This is a genomic window from Microcoleus sp. MOSTC5 (assembly GCF_036701825.1).
Classification (GTDB): Bacteria; Cyanobacteriota; Cyanobacteriia; order Cyanobacteriales; family Microcoleaceae; genus Microcoleus; species Microcoleus asticus.
This window is the reverse complement of the sequence record NZ_JAUBRK010000083.1, coordinates 9,046-29,086: the sequence shown is the minus strand read 5'-3', so window position 1 is coordinate 29,086 and position 20,041 is coordinate 9,046. Positions and strand designations below refer to the sequence as shown.

General features: G+C 46.0%; 17 protein-coding genes and 1 other RNA gene. 16 read left to right on the top strand and 2 right to left on the bottom strand.

The window, feature by feature from the left end:
- Positions 1–76: 76 nt before the first annotated feature.
- From QUA54_RS30395 to QUA54_RS30375, 5 genes are all read left to right on the top strand, one after another.
- A complete protein-coding gene (locus tag QUA54_RS30395; protein ID WP_333418308.1) occupies positions 77–778 on the top strand; it encodes a cation:proton antiporter domain-containing protein in 702 nt (233 codons plus the stop codon).
- 41 nt (positions 779–819) lie between these two features.
- Positions 820–1,041 (top strand): hypothetical protein, encoded by a 222-nt coding sequence (locus QUA54_RS30390; protein WP_333418307.1) that lies wholly within the window; start codon positions 820–822, stop codon positions 1,039–1,041.
- A gap of 268 nt (positions 1,042–1,309) precedes the next feature.
- Entirely contained in the window at positions 1,310–1,858 is a 549-nt protein-coding gene (locus tag QUA54_RS30385) for a hypothetical protein (protein WP_333418305.1), read from the top strand.
- 265 nt (positions 1,859–2,123) lie between these two features.
- Positions 2,124–2,903: a class I SAM-dependent methyltransferase gene (locus QUA54_RS30380; RefSeq protein WP_333418303.1), complete on the top strand. Its 780-nt coding sequence runs from the start codon at positions 2,124–2,126 to the stop codon at positions 2,901–2,903.
- A gap of 107 nt (positions 2,904–3,010) precedes the next feature.
- Entirely contained in the window at positions 3,011–3,346 is a 336-nt protein-coding gene (locus QUA54_RS30375; RefSeq protein ID WP_333418301.1) for a cupin domain-containing protein, read from the top strand.
- Positions 3,347–3,517: 171 nt separating this feature from the next.
- Here the strand turns inward: QUA54_RS30375 and QUA54_RS30370 are convergent, their stop codons facing one another.
- Positions 3,518–4,219, bottom strand: coding sequence for a Crp/Fnr family transcriptional regulator (locus QUA54_RS30370; protein ID WP_333418299.1), 702 nt, complete (start codon positions 4,217–4,219; stop codon positions 3,518–3,520).
- Positions 4,220–4,264: 45 nt separating this feature from the next.
- Between QUA54_RS30370 and QUA54_RS30365 the strand changes: the two genes are divergently transcribed.
- The 5 genes from QUA54_RS30365 (at position 4,265) to QUA54_RS30345 (ending at position 9,467) form a co-directional block, all read left to right on the top strand.
- Positions 4,265–4,783: a CdiA C-terminal domain-containing protein gene (locus QUA54_RS30365; protein WP_333418298.1), complete on the top strand. Its 519-nt coding sequence runs from the start codon at positions 4,265–4,267 to the stop codon at positions 4,781–4,783.
- Complete coding sequence (locus QUA54_RS30360) at positions 4,758–5,789, top strand: thiazole synthase (RefSeq protein WP_333418296.1); 1,032 nt, start codon at positions 4,758–4,760, stop codon at positions 5,787–5,789. The genes QUA54_RS30365 and QUA54_RS30360 overlap by 26 nt, the downstream gene beginning before the upstream one ends.
- A 69-nt stretch (positions 5,790–5,858) precedes the next feature.
- The gene (gene psb34 / locus QUA54_RS30355; RefSeq protein ID WP_333189696.1) at positions 5,859–6,026 is read left to right on the top strand and encodes a photosystem II assembly protein Psb34; all 168 of its coding nucleotides are present in this window, start codon (positions 5,859–5,861) and stop codon (positions 6,024–6,026) included.
- A gap of 438 nt (positions 6,027–6,464) precedes the next feature.
- Complete coding sequence (locus QUA54_RS30350) at positions 6,465–8,669, top strand: tetratricopeptide repeat protein (RefSeq protein ID WP_333418295.1); 2,205 nt, start codon at positions 6,465–6,467, stop codon at positions 8,667–8,669.
- Between the two features lie 105 nt (positions 8,670–8,774).
- Positions 8,775–9,467 carry a response regulator transcription factor gene (locus QUA54_RS30345; protein ID WP_172187699.1) on the top strand — a complete coding sequence of 231 codons (693 nt, stop codon included), beginning with the start codon at positions 8,775–8,777 and terminating at the stop codon, positions 9,465–9,467.
- Positions 9,468–9,593: 126 nt separating this feature from the next.
- Here QUA54_RS30345 and hemG read toward each other — a convergent pair whose 3' ends face one another.
- Entirely contained in the window at positions 9,594–11,045 is a 1,452-nt protein-coding gene (gene hemG, locus QUA54_RS30340) for a protoporphyrinogen oxidase (protein ID WP_333418293.1), read from the bottom strand.
- An 845-nt stretch (positions 11,046–11,890) separates the two neighbouring features.
- Between hemG and QUA54_RS30335 the strand changes: the two genes are divergently transcribed.
- From QUA54_RS30335 to QUA54_RS30310, 6 genes are all read left to right on the top strand, one after another.
- Positions 11,891–16,126 (top strand): PAS domain-containing protein, encoded by a 4,236-nt coding sequence (locus tag QUA54_RS30335; protein ID WP_333418291.1) that lies wholly within the window; start codon positions 11,891–11,893, stop codon positions 16,124–16,126.
- A 76-nt stretch (positions 16,127–16,202) separates the two neighbouring features.
- Positions 16,203–17,387, top strand: a complete 1,185-nt coding sequence (gene corA / locus QUA54_RS30330) for a magnesium/cobalt transporter CorA (protein WP_333418289.1) — start codon at positions 16,203–16,205, stop codon at positions 17,385–17,387.
- Between the two features lie 322 nt (positions 17,388–17,709).
- Positions 17,710–18,136: RNase P RNA component class A (gene rnpB / locus QUA54_RS30325), an RNA gene on the top strand.
- Positions 18,137–18,211: 75 nt separating this feature from the next.
- Positions 18,212–18,361 (top strand): hypothetical protein, encoded by a 150-nt coding sequence (locus QUA54_RS30320; RefSeq protein WP_333418287.1) that lies wholly within the window; start codon positions 18,212–18,214, stop codon positions 18,359–18,361.
- 145 nt (positions 18,362–18,506) lie between these two features.
- Positions 18,507–19,211 (top strand): ribonuclease III, encoded by a 705-nt coding sequence (rnc, locus tag QUA54_RS30315; RefSeq protein WP_333418285.1) that lies wholly within the window; start codon positions 18,507–18,509, stop codon positions 19,209–19,211.
- A gap of 105 nt (positions 19,212–19,316) precedes the next feature.
- Positions 19,317–20,041: Gfo/Idh/MocA family oxidoreductase (locus QUA54_RS30310; RefSeq protein WP_333418283.1), on the top strand; the 725-nt coding region annotated here is incomplete at its 3' end.

Below are 20,041 nucleotides of genomic sequence, written 5' to 3'. Positions count from 1 at the left end.
CCAGAACCAATATTTCTTTGATACTTCTTCTGAAATCCCCTTGACAACTGCCATACAGGCTTAACTTGTTACCAATGTGTTCCTGCTGATTGGCGATCAGATGAGGTTTGCTGATTTGGGAACGAATTTAGGAGTGATTAGCATAACTGTAGTGGCGATGTTTGTGACGCGAGCGCTCGCTATTTTTGGTTTAGGATGGTTGAGCAATTGGTTAGGAAACTCTGAAATTTCATTGTCCGATCAAACTGTAATTTGGTGGGGAGGATTACGGGGTTCTGTATCGATTGCTTTAGCTTTGAGCGTACCCCATGTTCTGCCCGATCGACCAGAAATTATTGTGATCGTGTTTGGGGTAGTTTTATTTACGCTGCTAGTACAAGGTTTAACCACCAAGGCGCTGCTGGAAAAATTGGGGTTGTTGAGCAACCAGGAGTTGCGCCAGCAGTATCTGGAGGCGATCGCCCAACGTGTTGCTCTCAATCGGGTTCTCAAGTATCTATCTGAAGTATCGGGCGATCGTAAAATCGAGCCTGAGTTTTCCAATCATCTCGTGAGTCAGCTTCAAGAAAAATTAAACTTGCTGCAAGCAGAAATCAACCAAATGTACGATCGATCTCCTGAACTGCGGCAGATGACTATCGACAAACTCGAAGGGGATTTGCAGGCAATAGAGGCCGATACTTATGCTGAGTTTGTGCGAGCGGGTCAATTGAATGAGCTGCCTGTTTCTGTATTGCGGCAATATTTTCAAGATCGGAATGAGAAAATTGTTTCTTAATAGGGTGTTTGTAGGGATAATCCCTCCTGATTTTTTCACTTATGACGTGCTATCTCTGGCAAGGCATCGCTAGATCAGCCGGATTGGTACGCTTTGGTATATCGGGTTTCATCAAGTCTCTGCCAGAAGTACCGAATCTTTTACTCATGCGGTTAGTATGGGGTGCGGGGTTTGGTGGCTTTGGGATGTTCCGCGCACTGGCAGCTAATTCGTTGGCAGAATTAACAGAAACAAGTTCTACTAAAATTATGACTGGTGTTTAGCGAACGCTTGAAAAATCTAAAACTGTCGGAAGTATTGGCAATACTTCCGACAGTTTTAGGCAGAGGTTGAGTAGCCGAAACCCACACGGACTGTATGGTGGACTATTTTTTATTTCATTTAAGTCCAGCGCTAAGTTTCAAAAAATGCGTTAAAAATAAATGGTAGGACAAGCCAAGTAAGGCTTACAGGGCGTTAAAAAACAGTCCGGACTATTGAGAAGGTATAATGTATGCAGTCTTATAGTTAACTTTCAACAAATAGATTGCTATGGCAGAGGATTTTGAAAATGATGTCACCAAGGCTGTTAACTGCGAAGTAAATCTTGGTGAATCTGTTTTAGATGCTTATATGCTTCTAAGTCGTGAGAAGCGCCTGGGTGTTGAGAATATAGGAGCTACTTTGGGATATTCAGATAGCTTCTTTTTCGAGCGAACCAAACGGGGAACTGACACGCTGAAATCCTTACGCAGCATGGGTTTTTCTGGAGAACTACTTTGGGTGGATATTATTGACCAAGGTGATGATAAAAGAGGTTCTTTTTTGACCAAAACTCTTAGCATTCGAGATTTCGTAAAACTTATTACTTACGAAGCTACAATTAAACGCAACTTAAAAGCTACTATTTTATTAGCTGCTTTTGCTGAAACAGGTTTAGAGCAAATTTTAGAAGATGCTTTTGCAGGAAGGTCTATAGATTTTATTCTGGAAAAAATTGTTCATTACAGCCAATGGACGTATGAGGAGCGGCAGGAGGTTTTTGCGTATAACCGCGAGGAGGTACGAGCTTTGCGTATGGGACCTTCTGCCTTCACTTGATTGCTGCGGGCCGTTCCCGATATTGTAGAGTGCATCAGCATTTCTAAATCTTTGGGATAACTGCAAAAATTTAGGAGGCTGACTCACCCTACGATAATATAAATCGCGCTATTGTAGGGTGCGTCAGCATTTCTAAATCTTTGGGATAATTCTCAAAAATCACGAGGCTGACGCACCCTACGATAATTTGAATATGAGCTAGATCATAGAAAGATTTGGAAGAATTTGGCAAACTGAGAGTAAGGTTAAATAGGAGGTCAATTTAATGACCAATACTGCTCTCAATTTTAAGACTGCACCCGGACATGGAGTTCTGGCCGCGGCGGGTAAGAGAATGCTGAGGCCGGGGGGGAAACTTGCTACAAAACAGTTATTTAAATGGGCGGATTTTCAGCCTGGGGAGACTGTTTTGGAGTTGGCTGCTAGTTTTGGATATAGTTCGATCGCCCTTGTTGAACGTTTTGGCGTAAAAGTAGTGGGAGTTGAGAAAAATCCCGACAGTGTGGCCCGCGCTCGTGCTAATGTTGCAGCAGCCGGTTTGAGCGATCGAGTGGAAATTGTGGAAGGAGATATTTTTCACTTGGATCGGATTTCCCAACAGTTTGATTGGGTGTTGGCTGAAGCTATCCTGACAATGCAGTCGCCGTCAGGGAAAGCTAAAATTGTATCGGGAATTTGCGATCGTTTAAAACCAGGCGGCAAGTTTCTCTCTCACGAACTTTTAGCTAGAAACCGAGAATCTGAAATTCACAAAGCTTTATCAGAAGTGATTCGGGTTAATTCAACGCCTTTGTCGGAGTCTGGCTGGATTGCTGTTTACCAAAACGCGGGTTTGCAAGTAGAAAAGTGTCAAACCGGGGCGATGGGGCTCCTCAACTTGCCGCGAATGCTGCAAGATGAAGGGTTTGTGGGTACTGTGCGGATTTTGTGGAATATATTAAGCCGATCGCAGATTCGCGATCGTATCTTAGCAATGCGTCGAGTTTTCCAGCATTATCAACCAGATCTAGGCTACATCATTATCTCTGCCAAAAAGCAATCTTAACCGAGTCAATCGATTTTCGATTTTCGATTTTCGATTTTCGATTGAAGATAGCGAAGCCACTGATAAATCCGGGGGCTTTGGATCAAATTAATTGATTGTCAAAAACTATGACTACTACTCTTTTACAGCTACAATCTTCAGCAATCCAACTCCGAGACACAATTGAATATCCCGCCGCCGGAGTGTTGAGCAAAATTTTAGTCAAAGACAATAAGTGTCAGTACAGTTTATTTTGTATGACCGTAGGAACGGAAATTTCGGAACACACTTCGGCACGAAATGCCACGGTTAATGTCATCGAAGGAAAGGGTATTTTGACTTGGGAAGGAAAGGATATTGTTTTGGAACCGGGGGTATTTGCCTTCATGCCAGGTCAAGCACTCCACGCTTTGAAAGCTGAAGAAAATTTGGCGTTTATTTTGACACTTTCTGAAGTCAATTAATTCCCTAAATATTGCTGTAGGGGCGGGTTTTACCAACCATAACTGCCTAAAATCAATAATCTCATAAACCCGCCCCGATTCACAGGTTGTGCGGGGCGGGTTTATATAGATAGTGAGTTGCAATCAAGTATTCTTTGTGAAAGCCGCCTACAAAAATTGGCATTTTAACATTTAGTCTATTTCTTCTCCCGAGGCGAGATTCTCCAATTTTTCCCAATCCAATACAATAATTTTACCGCCTCGACTGTAGGATACAAACGGCTTGACTTTCTTAAACAACCGCACGCATTCTTCGTAGGTAATTCCAATACTGCGAGCAATTTGATAGTAGGGAAAACGTTTTTCTAAACATACACTATTATTAGCAATCTTCGTACCTTGCTCGACGGCAAAGTAATGAATAAATCGGGCCAGCCGCACGATCGCCCTTTCCGACACCAACCCGTGCACAGTTTCGTGCAGTTGCTGCAACCGCTGGTTGAAAACCGCCAATATTCGCAAAGCAATCTCGGGATTTTCCCGAATAGCTGCTAGCAAAACTTCCCGTTCTGTGGTAAGAACTTGCACATCAGTTTCTGCCGTCACCGTTGCGGGGGCAATGCCGTTGCCTAACAAAGCAGGTGCGGCAAAAATATCTCCCTGAAATAAAGTGCGGAGAATTGTTTCTTTGCCCGCCGCCGCTGTTTTTGCAACCCGCAGAGAACCGCTCAAAAGAGTGTATAATTTTTCGGGGATGCGATCGCCCTCATACATCACAACTTCTCCCTGCCGGTACGTCCGAATTGCTGTATGTTCTTGCAATCGCTCTAATTCAGTTCGGTTTAAGCTGGCAAATATTCCAATTTTAGCCAGTTGCTCGACAGTTGCTTTCATACCTTTAACTCTACCCGCTCGGAGCCTATCAACAGTATAATAACGGTGAATTCAGAATATATCGAGACAAGCAGAGCCATCTACGAAAATGCAGAACCAGAATATCGGCGATATTATTTTGATGAGATAGCTGGCGGATTTGTGCTAATTCACCAACAACACAATCTTAATAATTCGGAAATCTTTCTAGCTGAAGTTTTGGCTAAAATAGGGAAGAGAGTTAGAATGTTGAGCGAGCAAGCAGCAGAAGGTGTGAGAACACCAGACGCTGAGATTGACGGTGAGATTTGCGAATTTAAGGAGTTGACTGAACAGACTCAAAACATCAGAGACCGAGTGCAAGAAGGCATCAGTAGATCCAAAAAGCAAGGTGCATCAGCCGTTGTTTTTCACATCAATCGAGAAAATTATGATGTCGGTAAAATCAACGCTGGCATCAAACAAGCTCTGTTTTGGGATACCGAAAAGCAAATTCAAAAATTTTTTTTTGTTGTTAATAGCGAACAAATTCAAATCATCACAAGGGAAGAGTGGAACAATGGAAGATCATTTCAGCGAATTTAAAGAGATTGTAGCGCGGGGATTGCAGAACAATATGCCGCGAGATGCTAAATTAATTACTGTAGGGCAAATTTTATATGCTGTTAGCCACGACGATCTCACAATAGAAGAAGGTTGGAAGCTTGAAGAGATGATGGGTGGCAGAACACAGTGGGAAGAGGCACTTGAGTACAGTATTTTTGGCTATCCAGTAGACACAGCCACTCCATCTTTGGATAAACCTCTGGTTATTGCAGGCAAAACTTTTCATTCTCGCTTGATGACGGGGACGGGAAAATATCGCAGCATTGCAGAAATGCAGCAAAGTGTCAACGCTAGCAGGTGCGAAATTGTTACCGTGGCGGTGCGGCGAGTGCAAACAAATGCTCCGGGCCATGAAGGATTGGCAGAGGCTCTCGATTGGACTAAAATTTGGATGCTGCCAAATACTGCCGGTTGTCAAACTGCGGATGAGGCGATTAGAGTAGCTCGTTTAGGCCGGGAAATGGCGAAACTTTTAGGGCAAGAAGACAATAATTTTGTCAAATTAGAAGTGATTCCCGATGCTAAATATTTGCTGCCAGATCCGATCGGCACTTTGGAAGCCGCAGAACAATTAGTTAAAGAAGGTTTTGCCGTTTTGCCTTACATCAATGCCGATCCCTTGCTGGCAAAACGCCTCGAAGAAGTCGGTTGTGCGACAGTCATGCCTTTAGGTTCGCCCATCGGTTCGGGACAAGGGATCAACAATGCCGCCAACATTCAAATAATTATTGAGACGGTAAAGGTTCCTGTGGTTGTCGATGCGGGGATCGGAACGCCCAGCGAAGCGGCTCAAGCAATGGAAATGGGAGCCGATGCACTTTTGATTAATTCCGCGATTGCCAATGCCCAAAATTCCCCGGCAATGGCAAAAGCAATGGGAATGGCAGCAGAAGCGGGCCGGATAGCGTACTTAGCAGGCAGAATGCCGGTCAAAGATTACGCGATCGCCTCTTCTCCCCAAACAGGCACTGTCACATCCAAATAAATGGCCGAATTTTCCTGGGCGCTTTTTTGGTACAGTTGTAAACATCAAAAATATTAAGGATTGTGACTGATGCCTTACATCAAAGATGACGATGGACGCCTGAACAACTTTGCTAAAGAGCCGAAGGTGTATGAAGCCGTACCTCCCAACAAAAATCAGCAACGGAACTATATCATCATGGGTATTGCAGGATCGCTGTTAGTGGCCGGTTTGGTGTTTGTGGCTGCTTCCGTCTAAAAACAGGGCTGCACTCAAAGCTGCTTCATCAAATCGCAATTTTAAATAATCCTTCAGCAAACCATGTTTTCCAACCAATGGAAACATGGTTTTTGTGTTTCAATACAAAGCAGGTAGTTGCAACAATCCTGAAGCGTGCCAAGCGAGCTGGAAAGCTAAATAACACAAGCAGAATTTTGGTTTTTTCCTCTCTGCCGTCGGGATCGGGGACTTAGGTTGCAATTAATCCGACGGGTGCGCCACCAATATAAAATTGCCAATTGAAAATCTACAATCCTTTGGTCATCACCGGTGCGATTGACTGCCTTCGGGGCTTAGTTGCGAGTTATGAGCGATCGAGATTTCAACTCTCAACTCTACAATCTACAATCTACAATCTACAATCTACAATCCAAAATCCAAAATCTAAAATCTAAAATCTAAAATCGCCAGACTCTGATGTCTATTCCTTCCCAAAAAGTTTCTAGCTCCAACAAGCTGATCTACCAACGCTTGAAACAGGCGATCGACCTCAATTTACGCCGTCAAATTTTTATTGCCGCCTGCGACGACTTGTGCTTGCGGGACTGTCTGGCAGCCCGCTTGCAGGCAGAATTACTTGCAGAGAGCGCAGGCTCCAATCCTCGCTCCCCGATCGACTACCCCCGATTTGTCAGTTTGGAACTCGACTTGAGCGATCCAAATCCTTGGGCTTCGATCGCCGCGTGGCTGACCCAACACCCACCGCCCCAAAACAGGGGCAGCTACAGCCGTTTGCCGGGATTCCAAATTATCGGGGCAGAACACCTGACCAGGCACTCAGCATCCGTGCAGTGGTCGTTCCTGAGCTATTTGAGGGACATCGAAGCACACCTGCAATTGTGCGAGTCTACTCTGTTGCTGTGGGTGTCGCGCCCTTGGCTGAGTTCGATCGAGCAGTCGGCCCCAGAATTTTGGCACTGGCGAACCGGAGTATTTGAGTTTGAAGGCGAACCAACTCCAGCTAAGGGAGACTTCGGGCACTCCAAAGATTTGAGAAACTGTCAGGACAACGGAGACTCCGGCGACAAACTTGTAATATCTTTTCTGTCCGGACAATCCCCAATTCCCGATTCCCGATCCCCAACTCCCGATTCCCCATCCCCAATTCCCGATTCCCCATCCCCAGCGCCAGATTCTAAATCCGTCGAACTGGCAGATTTGGTGCTAGCAGCGACCTCGCAGGAGTTGGAAGCAGAAAATAATGCCGCATCGGAGGACAATTTTCTGCCGCTGCAAACCCTGCAATACATCGAACTGCTGCAAGAACATCAGTGTTGTTGCGAAGCATTGGCTTTGGCTTATCACAGTTTGGGGAATTACTACCGCGATCGCATTCTGGGCGGAGACGCTTCAGAGCAAAACGTGACAATCGCCATTGGCGCGATCGAACAAGTGATTGCGTACCTCGAACTTGACGCCAACTCGCAGCAAAATCAACCACCAACCGAAGAATGCGCCCGGCTGATTGCCCAATTGACACAAAATTTAACTCAGTACGCCCAACAGTCCTACAGCCTACCGCCAATTTCCGATCTGCTCAACGATCTCGGCACTCTCTACTGGATGCTGTCGCGCGATCGCACGCAGCATAACGCCTCAGATCCGGTATCCTGCCTCGAACGCAGCATCGCCCTCTACCTTGAAGGTTTGAGGCGAACAGATGCCGAGAGCGCACCCCAAACCCGCGTTAGATTAAACAAAAATTTGGGAATCGCCTCGGCAGATTTAGCCCGCTATCGAGACAAGACAGAGAATTTGCAGCAAGCAGTTGCAGCTTACCAACAAGCGCTGCAGGATCTAGACCCCGCCGTGGAACCCCAGCAGTACGCTGCTGCTCAGAATAATTTGGCGACAGCATACTGGAATTTAGCCCAAGATGGTCAGCCGATCGTCTACCTCAAAAGCGCGATCGTAGCTTACACCCAAGCCCTTTCCTGCTACAGTCCCCAACGAGAACCCCTCAACTATGCCGGAGTGCAAAACAACCTCGGTACCGCCTACTGGAACCTCGCCCAGCACGAACCCTCAGAACCCCTGCTAGTCACGGCGATTGAGGCCTACCGCGAAGCATTGAAATACCGCACCCGAGAATTAGTACCCGCAGCAGCCGCCGCCACCTACAATAATCTCGGTACCGCTTATTGGCATTTGGCGAACCAGTTTCAGCAAAAACAGGCGCGGACGGAATCTTTGCAGCAGGCAATTACCGCCTACGAAGCCGCCCTGGATATCGCCGCAGAGATCGATCGAACGCAACTCACCTTTGACACCTTGGCCGCCCGCAACAATCTCGGGCTAGCCCACTATCAACTAGCCACAGACCCAGATTTCGCCCTCAACAAAGCCGCACAGACAAGCCATTTAGAAGCAGCCCTGCACCACCAGTTGCAAGTGTGCGCCGAATGGGGACAACATCTCAAGGACAAAGGGTTAACATATGGGGATAAACTCAACCTGCAAGCCCCAGCAAACTCCCAAGCTGCTGATTCCCGGCAAACAGCATTGAGCTATATTGTCAAAACGATTAGAGCTTTCTATAGTGAATGTGGGCTGCCCGGCCAAAATTTAGCCTTATCCAAAGTTCCCGGAGATTTATTGCCTGAAATCTTGCGTAGGTTATAAATATGGCTATAACTATTAAAAGCTCAATTTTTTCGAGATTTGTATCCAGTTTTCTATTATTATGGCTGAATATTCTTGCCAAATTCTTCAAGCAAACTTGTGGTCATGGCCCCTGTAAAAATCCTTGTGGTTGATGACGACCCGGCAATCCGAAATTTAATTCAGCGTTTTTTGAGCCAGCAAGGTTATCAAGTGGAGTCTGGCGAGGACGGTCAGACTGGTCTGGAATTATTTGAGCAACTCAATCCTGACTTAGTAGTTCTAGATGTAAATTTACCCGATACTACTGGCTACAAACTGTGTCAAGAAATGCAAAGACGCACGGGCGTGTTTGTGTTGATGCTGACCAGCCGAACCGATGAAGCTGACAAAATGAAAGGGTTTGCCGAAGGTGCTGACGACTACATTACTAAACCTTTTAGTCTTGTAGAGATTGGAGCTCGCGTGGCAGCAATTTTAAAGCGCAAGCGCATTGTTACTCCCGCCGAACAACAAAGTCTTACCTTTGGAGAGCTACTAATAGATCCGGTTCGCCGCGAGGTAATTATCGGCAGTCAGATAGTTGCTTTGACTGCTTTAGAATTCGACCTGTTGTACTGTTTGGCCAGCAAACCCGGTCGCGTGTGGAGGCGATCGGAATTGCTGCATGAAGTGTGGGACTACGAGTATGTAGGAGCCGATCGCGTGGTGGATGTTCATATCGGTCAAATTCGCCGCAAAATTGAACCAGATGCCACTCAAATATCGATGATTCAAACCGTCCGGGGGGTGGGTTACAAGTTTGAGCCAACAACCTAGTAGCATTCGCCAAACGTCCGCCGGAACACAAGGCAGAAGGCTGTATAGGGGCGGGTTCACGAATATCTCTGATTAACATACTCGATATTTGTAAACCCGCCCTCCCCACGCAATAATTCAGATCGATCAAGTATCTGATTCCTGGTTCTGCAAATACTCGCGCACTTCTAGCGCACGCTCAAAACTCCTGCGCACGCAATCTCCCAAAGCCACGCCGCCAAAGTAGTTGCTGCACAAATAAACCCCAGGCAAGGATTTTAAGCCCCGATCGATTTGTTGCAGGCGATCGAAATGCCCCAGATTGTACTGAGGAATTGCCCGTTTCCACAGCTTCACCGTTAAAACTTTTGGCTGTGGCACATCTGGTTTCAGCAAAATGCGAGACAAATCTCGGTGCACCTCTCGAACGATTTGTTCTGAGTCGAGATTGCCAATTTCCGAGTCTGTTGCCCCGCCGATGTAACTCGTGAGAGTTTGCCAACCAGCAGGCGCACGATCGGCAAATAAACTCGATGTCCAAATCGTTCCGAGAGTGCGAATTCCCTGCCCCCTCGGAATTAAATTTCCAAAACCTACTAATTTACCCTTGACATCCGACTGCGGGTATGCTAGGACAACGGAGGCAACCGTAGGATAAGTAAAAGCTTGTAAAGCGCTGCTAAGTTCCGGTTGCAGAGGCTGCAACAAATCGGCTGTAACGTAAGCCGGCGTTGTCAAAACCACGGTGCGCGCCTCAACTTGTTGGGGCCCATCGGGCGTGGAAAATTCAGCAATGTAAGTTTGGCGTTCTGTACGCTGGAGGCGAGTCAATTGCCAGTTGAGTTTCAGTCGATCGGCCAATTGAGCAGCGATCGCCTCTGGCAGAGCCTTCAACCCCTGTTTAAACGAACCCAACTCCCCCGGCTTAGTCTTAGGCACATTCGGGTCTGCGGGCATTTTCTTCGGTCTTTTCCTAGCAGAAAGCAGCGCCCCCGCCACCAGCCCGCCACCCACATCAGCCATCTTCGTTACCCGCCCAAAAGCCGCCGCCGCGCTAAGTTGTTGCGGATCTCCGGCATAAACCCCAGAAACAAAAGGTTCCACCAACCGCTGCATCACCTCCGTCCCCAGATGACGGCGGAAAAATTGAGAAACAGTTTCCTCGTCACCCTGCTGCGAAAGTCGATCGCCCATTGCCGGCGCGACAAACCCCAAAGCCCCGAACAGCGCCCGCAGTTTCCCCGGAAAACTCAGCAACTGAGACTGAATCATCGCCGGTGGAGTCATCGGCACCGGTTGCAGCTTATTTTCCCAATAAACAAAACGAGGCAATTTGTGGTCGGCAAAAATCAACTCCTGCTTCAATCCCACATCCACAGCCAACTTCATCAATTCCGCAGTCGGCGAAAAACTGTTCGGGCCCTCCTCCCAGAGAAACCCCCCCGCTGTCACAGTTGTGATGTTCCCGCCCACACGTCCCTGACTCTCAGCGACTAAAATCTTCAGCGAGGATGCACTCGTTGCTTCCTTGTGAAGTGCGTGCGCCAAACTCAAACCGCTAATACCCGCACCCACAATCAAGGTATCTAATAGTTCCATGTTACATATAAAAATATCGCAATCTTTATGTTACATGGCTTTGCACGGCTTGCGTTCTTTGCGGAGCGTACTGCAAAACCGCTTTCAGATTACCGAATGGGGAATTGCAAATGGGCAATCGCTAAGCTATCCCGCATTTCTCAAGCATTTTTCTCGAAGGTTATCGATTAACCTCTCCCCGTCTCCCCTTCTCCCCATCTCCGTTTTGTATCTGCTGGGTCTGGTTTAAAAAAAGAGCAGATGCTCTAATTAAGCTATATTTCCAAAAATACTATTTATTGAAAATTTTTGTATTATAGGGAACTGTGCCGAAAATTGCACTAGGAAACGCAGCAGTAAAGTGCGCAAAAAGAATTGAGTGGGTTAAACTAAGCTTTAGGAAAATTTTACAGATTAACTTGCAAGTCAGCACCCCGCTCTGAAGAGATGGGGCTTCCTGCCCTAATCAAAAGAGAGAGTTGACCACATATCGTCTTAACTGATGACGTTATCAAAAATATGGGTGTAAGTGCAAGCTGCTATGCGATCGCGGGTGAAATGTTTGAAACGGTAATTGTCCCGTGGAAAGTAGATCACAAAAGTATTAAGCGACCAAGTAGTCCCCCTGTAACAATAATTAATATTCAAGGCGGTTAAAACTGCCTGATGTGTGTTTCCTCGCCTAGTCTACTCACATCTTGCACCATTCTTAAGAACAGGCTTTCCGGCCTGTGAAGCGAAGAGTTAAATTCATGTGGGGTGGGCAGGAGCTCCCGCCCATAAAAACTTATTGAAAATGGTGCAACGTATGAGCCTAAAGACACGAGGTTTCCACACTTCTAAGCTTTTCTCATGAAAAAATACCCATGCAGGAAGTTATCAACTCGTTTCAGTCTTTTTTCTCTAACTCTGTTGATGCTTTCCTAGAGTGCGATCGACAGCAAAAGTACCTATCAATCAATCCTGTTGCTGCTGCTTGGATGGGATTAGATCCTGCTGAAATAGTCAACAAAACTAATCAGGAATTATTAAAATTATATCCCAATAATGCTGCTCTTAAAAATATAATCTTGCAGGTTGATTCCTGCCTGCAACAAGTATTTATAAGCGGGGAAAAAAGGCTGGCAATTCATGAGGTTACGTCGGCAAACGGCGGGATTAAAATTTACGAAACTGCTTACACGCCAGCGGTGGATGCCTCTAGCAACCAGATGCGGGTTTTGGGCGTCGGTAGAGATATCACCAGGCACTACCGCTGGCAGCAGCAGAAAACTCAACAGTTGCGCCGATCGAACCATTTACTGTGGTTGAATGCAGCTAACACTCCCCTGGCAATGGTGGGCTGGGATGAAGATTTTCGGATAGTTGAGTGGTCTAAACGCGCCGAGGAAATCTTTGGCTGGACATCCGATGATATGATGGGCAAGCAGTTCGGCGATTTAGATTTGGTTTGCGACGAAGATAGAGAGGCTGTAAGCGCGATCGAACTCGAACTAGCCACCGGCAACGGCAATACTTCAATTAACCGCAACTATACTAAAAGCGGACAGGTAATTTGGTGTCGCTGGTTCAACTCGATTATTCGCAGCGGCGAGACTTTTACCGTGCTTTCTTTGGTGGAAGATATCACCGATCGCAAACGGTTGGAAGCAGAAAAAGCCCAAGCTTCTCGCCTCACAGCAATGGTAGCCGATGTTGGTATTGCCCTCACCAAACACCCTCAAGATATCCTGCTTCCCTGCTGCGAGGCAATGGTGCGGAATCTCGATGTCGCCTCGGCTGAAATTTGGACTTTCAACTCTCAATATAATGTTTGGGAATTGCAAGCAGCCTCGGGAATCTACGGCCGTACAGACGATCGGGCTAGCTTTATTGAAAGTAAGGTTAACTCGATCGCCAAACAGCAAAAACCGGAATTTGACTGCGGATTTGAACTGAATAATTTTGGACTCGCAGAGGAAGAATCCGCGAAAGAAACAGCGGCACACAGTTCCGAAGTAGCAATGATCGACACCAGTCACAAGCCGGACAATTGCCCAATCCCCAAGCAAATTCTCACCTTCGCCGGCTACCCTTTGATAGTCGAAGAACGCCTGGTGGGAGTCATGGTAATTATCAGCAGCCAGCCGCTGACAACACCTTTTCAAGAAACTTTAGCATCGGTTGCCGATGTCATCGCTTTAGGCATCGAACGCAAGCGTGCAGAAGCTGAATTAAAATCAGCTAGAGGGTTCCTCAATTCCGTAGTAGAAAATCTGCCTGTGGGAGTTTTTGCTAAAGATGCTTCTTCGCTGAAATTTGTGCTGTGGAATAAAGCGGGAGAAACGATCGCAGGTGTTACCTCTCAAGAGGCGATCGGCAAAAATGACTACGATATTTACCCGAAAGAACAAGCTGATGTTTTTACTGCTCAAGACAGGGAAATATTGACCGGCGAGCACAACCAATCTACTGTTAAAGACATAGCCGAAGAGCCGATCCAAACTCGCCACAAAGGTATGAGAATACTGCACACCCGCAAAGTGCCAATTCTCGACGCCGCAGGCCGTCCTCAGTACGTTTTAGGTATTACTGAAGATATTACCGAACGCAGGCAGGTAGACGAAAGCGTGCGCCTCTACGACCAAATTGTCGAGAATATGCAAATTGGTTTGTACGTCTACCATTTAGAAAACATAGACGATGACAGCACCCTCAGGGCGATCGCCTCTAATCCCGCCGCTACCCTGTTTACCGGATTAGAAATGGCCGACGTTTTGGGCATGACAATCGACGAGATTTTTCCCCACCTGCGATCGAAAAACATTCCCCAAGCTTTTGCTTCGGTAATTCTGGGCCAAAAAGCCGTAGAAATTGAAGATATTGACTGCGATGAAGGCGGCAGAATAACTCGCGCTTTTTCTATTAAAGCTTTTCCATTACCCAACAACTGCGTCGGCGTTGCTTTTGAAAATATTACTGCTCGCAAGTGCCTGGAAGTAGAACTGCAGGTAGCTTTGGAAAAAACCGAACGTTCCGAACAACTGCTGCGCACAGTAATAGACAAAACCAGCGACTGGATTTTTGCCAAAGACAAAAATTTTCGCTATATTTTGGCAAACAATAGTTTCGCTCAAGCAATTGGTAAAACAGTCGAAGAAATCATTAGCCAATCAGATTTAGAATTAGGGTTTTCATTAGAGCTAGTGTTTGGAAATTTAGCCAAAAATATCCGAGGATTCCGCACAGACGACTCTGCTGTACTAGCCGGCGAAATCATCCACAATCCCTGCGATCCGGCCACTGTTGCAGACGGTTCAGTACATATTCTTGACACGCAAAAACTTCCCCTGCGCGACGCTGAAGGCAATATATTTGCAGTGCTAGCTTTCGCTCGCGATATTACAGAACGCCATGAATCGGAAGCAGCTTTGCGCCGCAGCGAAACCAGATTTAGGTCTTTGGTAGCGAATATTCCCGGAGTGGTTTATCGCTGGCAATGCGATTTCTCGACAAGTTTTATTAGCAATGCCGTTTACTTACTAACGGGCTACCCTGCTGCCGATTTTATTTCGCCTTTGAACAGGGGAGGTAGGGCTTTTGCTAGCATTATTTACCCGGAAGATTTGGTAAAAGTAGAAGCCACTATTCAGCAAGCAATAGAAAAGAAACACTCATATAACTTGGAATACCGCTTGCTAGCAGCAGACGCCACGGTTAAATGGGTGTGGGATAAAGGTTCTCCTGTGTTCGACGCAGATGGGAATGTTTGCTGTTTGGATGGGGTGATTGTTGATATTAGCGATCGCTACTGCGCCCAAGAAGCATTGCGACAAAAAACTTCCGAGTTGGAAGCTGTTTTTCTGGCATTGCCCGATTTGTATTTCCGAATCGATGCTGACGGAATTATTTTGGATTACTTGTCAGGAAATTCATCGGATTTGTACCTGAGTCCCGAGTATTTTGTGGGCCAACGAATGATCGATATATTGCCGGCAACCGCCGCCAGCCAATTCGAGCAGGCAATGCTTGAAGTTTCAGAAAATAGAACTCCTGTTAATCTAGAGTATTCGCTACCCCTGCCGGCAGGAGAAGAAACTTATGAAGCGAGATTGCTGCCTTTTAACTCGAATCAAGCGATCGCTATCGCCCGCAATATCACCAAGCGCAAACAAGCCGAATCTCAATTAAAAGATAAAAATCGCCAGCTAGAGCAAACATTGAAACAATTAGGCAGGACTCAAGCTCAACTAATTCAAGCGGAAAAAATGTCGGGTTTGGGACAGCTAGTCGCGGGAATTGCTCACGAAATTAATAATCCTGTCAGTTTTATCTACGGTAATATCATTTACGCTAGCGAGTATGCTAAAAACTTGCTGGAACTGTGCAGTTTGTACCAAGCACATTACCCGGAACCTGTTTCTTTGATTGCGGAGTTTGCTGAAGAAATAGAATTCGAGTTTATGAAAGAGGATTTCCCGAATTTGCTGACTTCAATTGAAACCGGAGCAGAGCGAATTCGCCAAATAGTTCTGTCTTTGCGCAACTTTTCCCGCCTGGAAGAATCAGATATTAAGCGTGTTGATATCCACGAAGGAATAGACAGTGCTATGTTGATTTTGCAGCACAGACTTAAAGAAAATGGCAGGAATCGTAATATTGAAATAGTTAAAGAATATGGAAAGCTGCCATTAATACAGTGCTATGTCGGACAGTTAAATCAAGTTTTTATGAATATATTAAGTAATGCCATTGATGCTTTGGCAAATGTCAGAAATAGAAAGTTGGAATTGGCGAGTTATTCGGAAGAGGAACGGCAAAATTTTCAGAGTTTACCTTTAAGTGGCGACGCATTGCCTTGGATTCGGATTCGCACGGAGGTTTTGGAAAACAATCGGGTTGCGATCGCAATTTCAGATAACGGGTCGGGAATGGCAGAGTCTGTTAAATCTCGGATATTTGACCCGTTTTTTACTACTAAACCAGTAGGCAAAGGTACAGGTTTGGGACTGTCTATCTCCTATCAGATTGTGGTGGAAAGACACGGGGGTACGCTGCGCTGCAAGGACGCGCCGGGAGGGGGAACTGAATTCGCGATCGAGATTCCAATTCGGCAGAGGTAATTGGTAATTGGTAATTGGTAGTCGCACGAGAAAAATGATAATCTAATTAAAGGTTCTAAAAGTCAGGAATATTAGCATGGTATCCAAAAGCATACATACTTCTAGTGCAGTTGCAAAAACAATTAAAGATGATGATGATGATGATGATTCCTACGTTGACTATTTTTATGACGTTCCGGGGTCTCCGCCGGGAACTCTCGACTTACCAATCGATGCGCCGCCTCCCGAGATTATATTAATTGACTATTGCGAGACAGCAGCTACTCGCACCACATTAGCCAATCCTCAAGAAGCTGCTGCGTATTTAGATACAGCATCTGTTTCTTGGGTTGATATGTTGGGATTGGGAAATAAAGAAACTTGGCATCAAATGGGCGAAGTGTTTGATTTGCATCTTGTGGCTCAAGAGGATGTGGTTAATGTACCCCAGCGCCCTAAAGTTGTACATTACGAAAATCATATTTTAATCATTGCCTGGATGGTGATGATTAAGCCAAATTCAGAGAATTTTCACAAAGAACAAGTTAGTTTGCTTTTGGGTAAACATTACCTGCTAACTGTTCAGGAAGAACCGGACTATGATTGTTTTGACCCCGTGCGCGATCGCATTCGTAAAGCACAAGGAAGTATTAGAAAACACGGCTCAGATTATCTGGCTTATACTCTCTTAGATGCGATTATAGATGGATTTTTCCCAGTATTAGAAGTTTACGGAGAGCGCATTGAAGAACTAGAGGATGAAGTGGTGGTGAACCCCACCCGCAGAACCCTGGAAAAAATTTATAAAATCCGGCGAGAATTGCTGACTCTGCGCCGCGCCATTTGGCCGCAGCGGGATGCAATTAATGTTTTGATTCGAGATAGCAGTGATTTGATTAGTCCAGAGGTGCGAATTTACCTGCGCGATTGTTACGATCACACGGTGCAGGTGATGGATATGGTGGAAACCTATCGAGAGTTGTCTTCGGGTTTAATGGATGTTTATCTGTCATCGGTGGGCAATAAAATGAATGAAATTATGAAATTGCTCACAGTAATTTCTAGTATCTTTATTCCTCTAACTTTTGTGGCGGGAGTATACGGGATGAATTTCGATACAGAAAAATCGCCTTTGAATATGCCGGAACTGAATTGGTATTTTGGATATCCGCTTTGTTGGGCACTGATGCTAGCGATCGCCTCGGCTTTAGTTTACTTCTTCTGGCGGCGGGGCTGGTTTGATAATTTTTCTACTGTGGTGAAAGATGACTCAGTAAAGTAACCGGATTTAAGAGTTGAGGTTTGAGATTTTGGGTTGAGGATTGAATAATTCAAAATCCTGTGAGGTAAAAAGGTTTCCTTGCCCGAGTTGAAGCCGTCTCATAAACCCTTGCATCATAATTCCCAAATTTTCCGCCTCCAGATTCATCCGTGAGTGAATTTAAGGGGATTTGCATGGCAATTTAATTGTTGGGCGGGCTTTCGCGGCCACCGCACAAGAGTTTGAATAAACACAAATGTCCAAATTAAGTGGGCGACTTAAAATCGTCAATCTCAAATCCCAAATTGATTGACGAACGATCGCGTACAATAAATCTGGGGAAAAAGTAGGCGCAGGCGGTTGCGGATTAGCGAAAGCTTGTCTGAGGAAAGTCCGGGCTCCCGAAAAACCAAACTTGCTGGGTAACGCCCAGTGCGAGCGATCGTGAGGATAGTGCCACAGAAAGATACCGCCCCCCGATTTGAGATTGGAGATTGGAGATTGCATCAAAAATCGAGCATCAAAAATCGCAAAGTGTTAGGGGGTAAGGGTGCAAAGGTGCGGTAAGAGCGCACCAGCAGCATCGAGAGGTGCTGGCTAGGTAAACCCCAGTTGGGAGCAAGGTCGGAGGGACTACGGTTGGTTTTTTACCAGTTCTGTTTTTTGGTACCGCTTGAGGCGTCTGGTAACAGGCGTCCCAGATAGATAACTGCCCTCGAAAACTGCTTGCAGTTGAGAGAACAGAACCCGGCTTATGTCCGACTTTTTCCCCACCCAATTTTGGGTAAGGTGCTTGTTGCCAGACTTGTCAAGGTGTAGTTAACGTGTTTGCGTCATCGTAACCGTTGAGCTTTATTCTTGAAATGTTATTTATTGCTAATGGTCTATCAAATGAAGAAGATTTCTCGATCGCCCGAAGCAGAGATTTCCAGCGTTTGAGGCACTTCTCGATCGCCTTGACAGAGCGGACTAAAAGCACCCGGAGGACTATTTAGTTTTTTAATGAAAAGCTTTCTAGTGATATGAATCTGATACCATTTTCCAAAAAGAATGGAATTTTAGACAAGCTCCAAGCCCGGAGAGTCATGCGTAATTTCCAATTATAAAATCTAAAATCTAAAATCTAAAATCTAAAATGGTATGATTTATCCGGGTCGCCAAAAGCAACTTGAAACATTAATTCAAAAATTGGGACTGGCAAAGAATGCTGCGATCAAATGGCATCTCCTCGATTTAGCTTTAACTCATGCGAGCGCGTCAGCTAAGGCAAATTACGAGCAACTAGAGTTTGTGGGGGATGCAGTTGTGCGGCTGGCGGCGTCGGAATTGTTGTTTGAGACTTATCCCGACTGTACAGTGGGGGAATTTGCTGCTATTCGATCGATCTTGGTGAGCGATCGCAATCTTGCTAAAATCGCTGAAAGTTACGGGTTCGATCGCTATTTAATTGTTTCCAGCAGCGCCGCCTCGGACAAAACAGGCGCTGAACCCCGACTGGCCGATGCTTTGGAAGCGGTACTGGCTGCGCTTTATTTGAGTACGCAGACGTTAGAATTAATACGCCCTTGGCTAGATTCTCACTTTCAACGCTTAGCGACAGAAATCCGCAGCGATCCGGCCCGCCAAAACTACAAAGCTGCTCTCCAAGAATTGACTCAAGGGAAATACAAAACTTTGCCCAAATATAGCGTGCAAGAAACCGGGACAGTGCAGGGCGGGGAAGATCGTTTTACAGCAGAAGTTCTCATTCAGGGAAAGTTGGTAGCAGAGGGAAAAGGTCGATCGATCAAAGCGGCCGAACAAGCAGCGGCTCAGGCAGCTTTCAATAAATTAGTTGGTAATTAATAATTGCTCGTGGCTCATTGGGAACTTGCATTTTTTAGTGTTTTTTTACAATAAATAATTACCAAATATGCTATAATTACTGTGCGATTTTTGAAATTATAATCAATGAAAATCGGAATAGCTGTATTGGGTGCCGGCCGCTGGGGAGTTAACCTAATTCGCAACTTTCTCAAACATCCCAACAGCCAAGTTTTAGCGGTAGTAGACCCGAATCTCGATTCATTGGCGGCCGTCCAAAAACAGTTTAATCTCGATGCCTCGGTGATTCTAGCTACCGATTGGTCTCAATTGCAAGCATTGCCGGGACTGGAAGCTGTGGCGATCGCCACTCCAGCTTCCACACACTACACCCTCGCAGCAGCAGCGCTGAAACAAGGCTACCACGTCTTAGCAGAAAAACCCCTCGCCCTCAACCTGACTGAAGCAATAGAACTCTGTCAATTAGCCCAAAAACAGCAGCGGCAACTCTTCGTTGACCACACTTATCTGTTTCATCCAGCAGTCGATCGAGGCCAAAGAATTATTCAACAGCATCAACTCGGAAAATTGCGCTACGGTTACGCCCAGCGCACCCATTTTGAACCCGTGCGCCATGACGTTGACGCCCTTTGGGACTTGGCCGTTCACGATATCGCTATTTTCAATACTTGGCTGGAACAAACCCCAATTCAAGTAAGCGCGATCGGCACTGTGTTTCCGAAGGAAGAAGGAAGAGGGAAGAAGGAAGAAGGGAGAGGGAAGAAGGAAGAAGGAAGAGGGAAGAAGGAAGAAGGAAGAGGGAAGAAGGAAGAAGGAAGAGGGAAGAAGGAAGAAGGAAGAGGGAAGAAGGA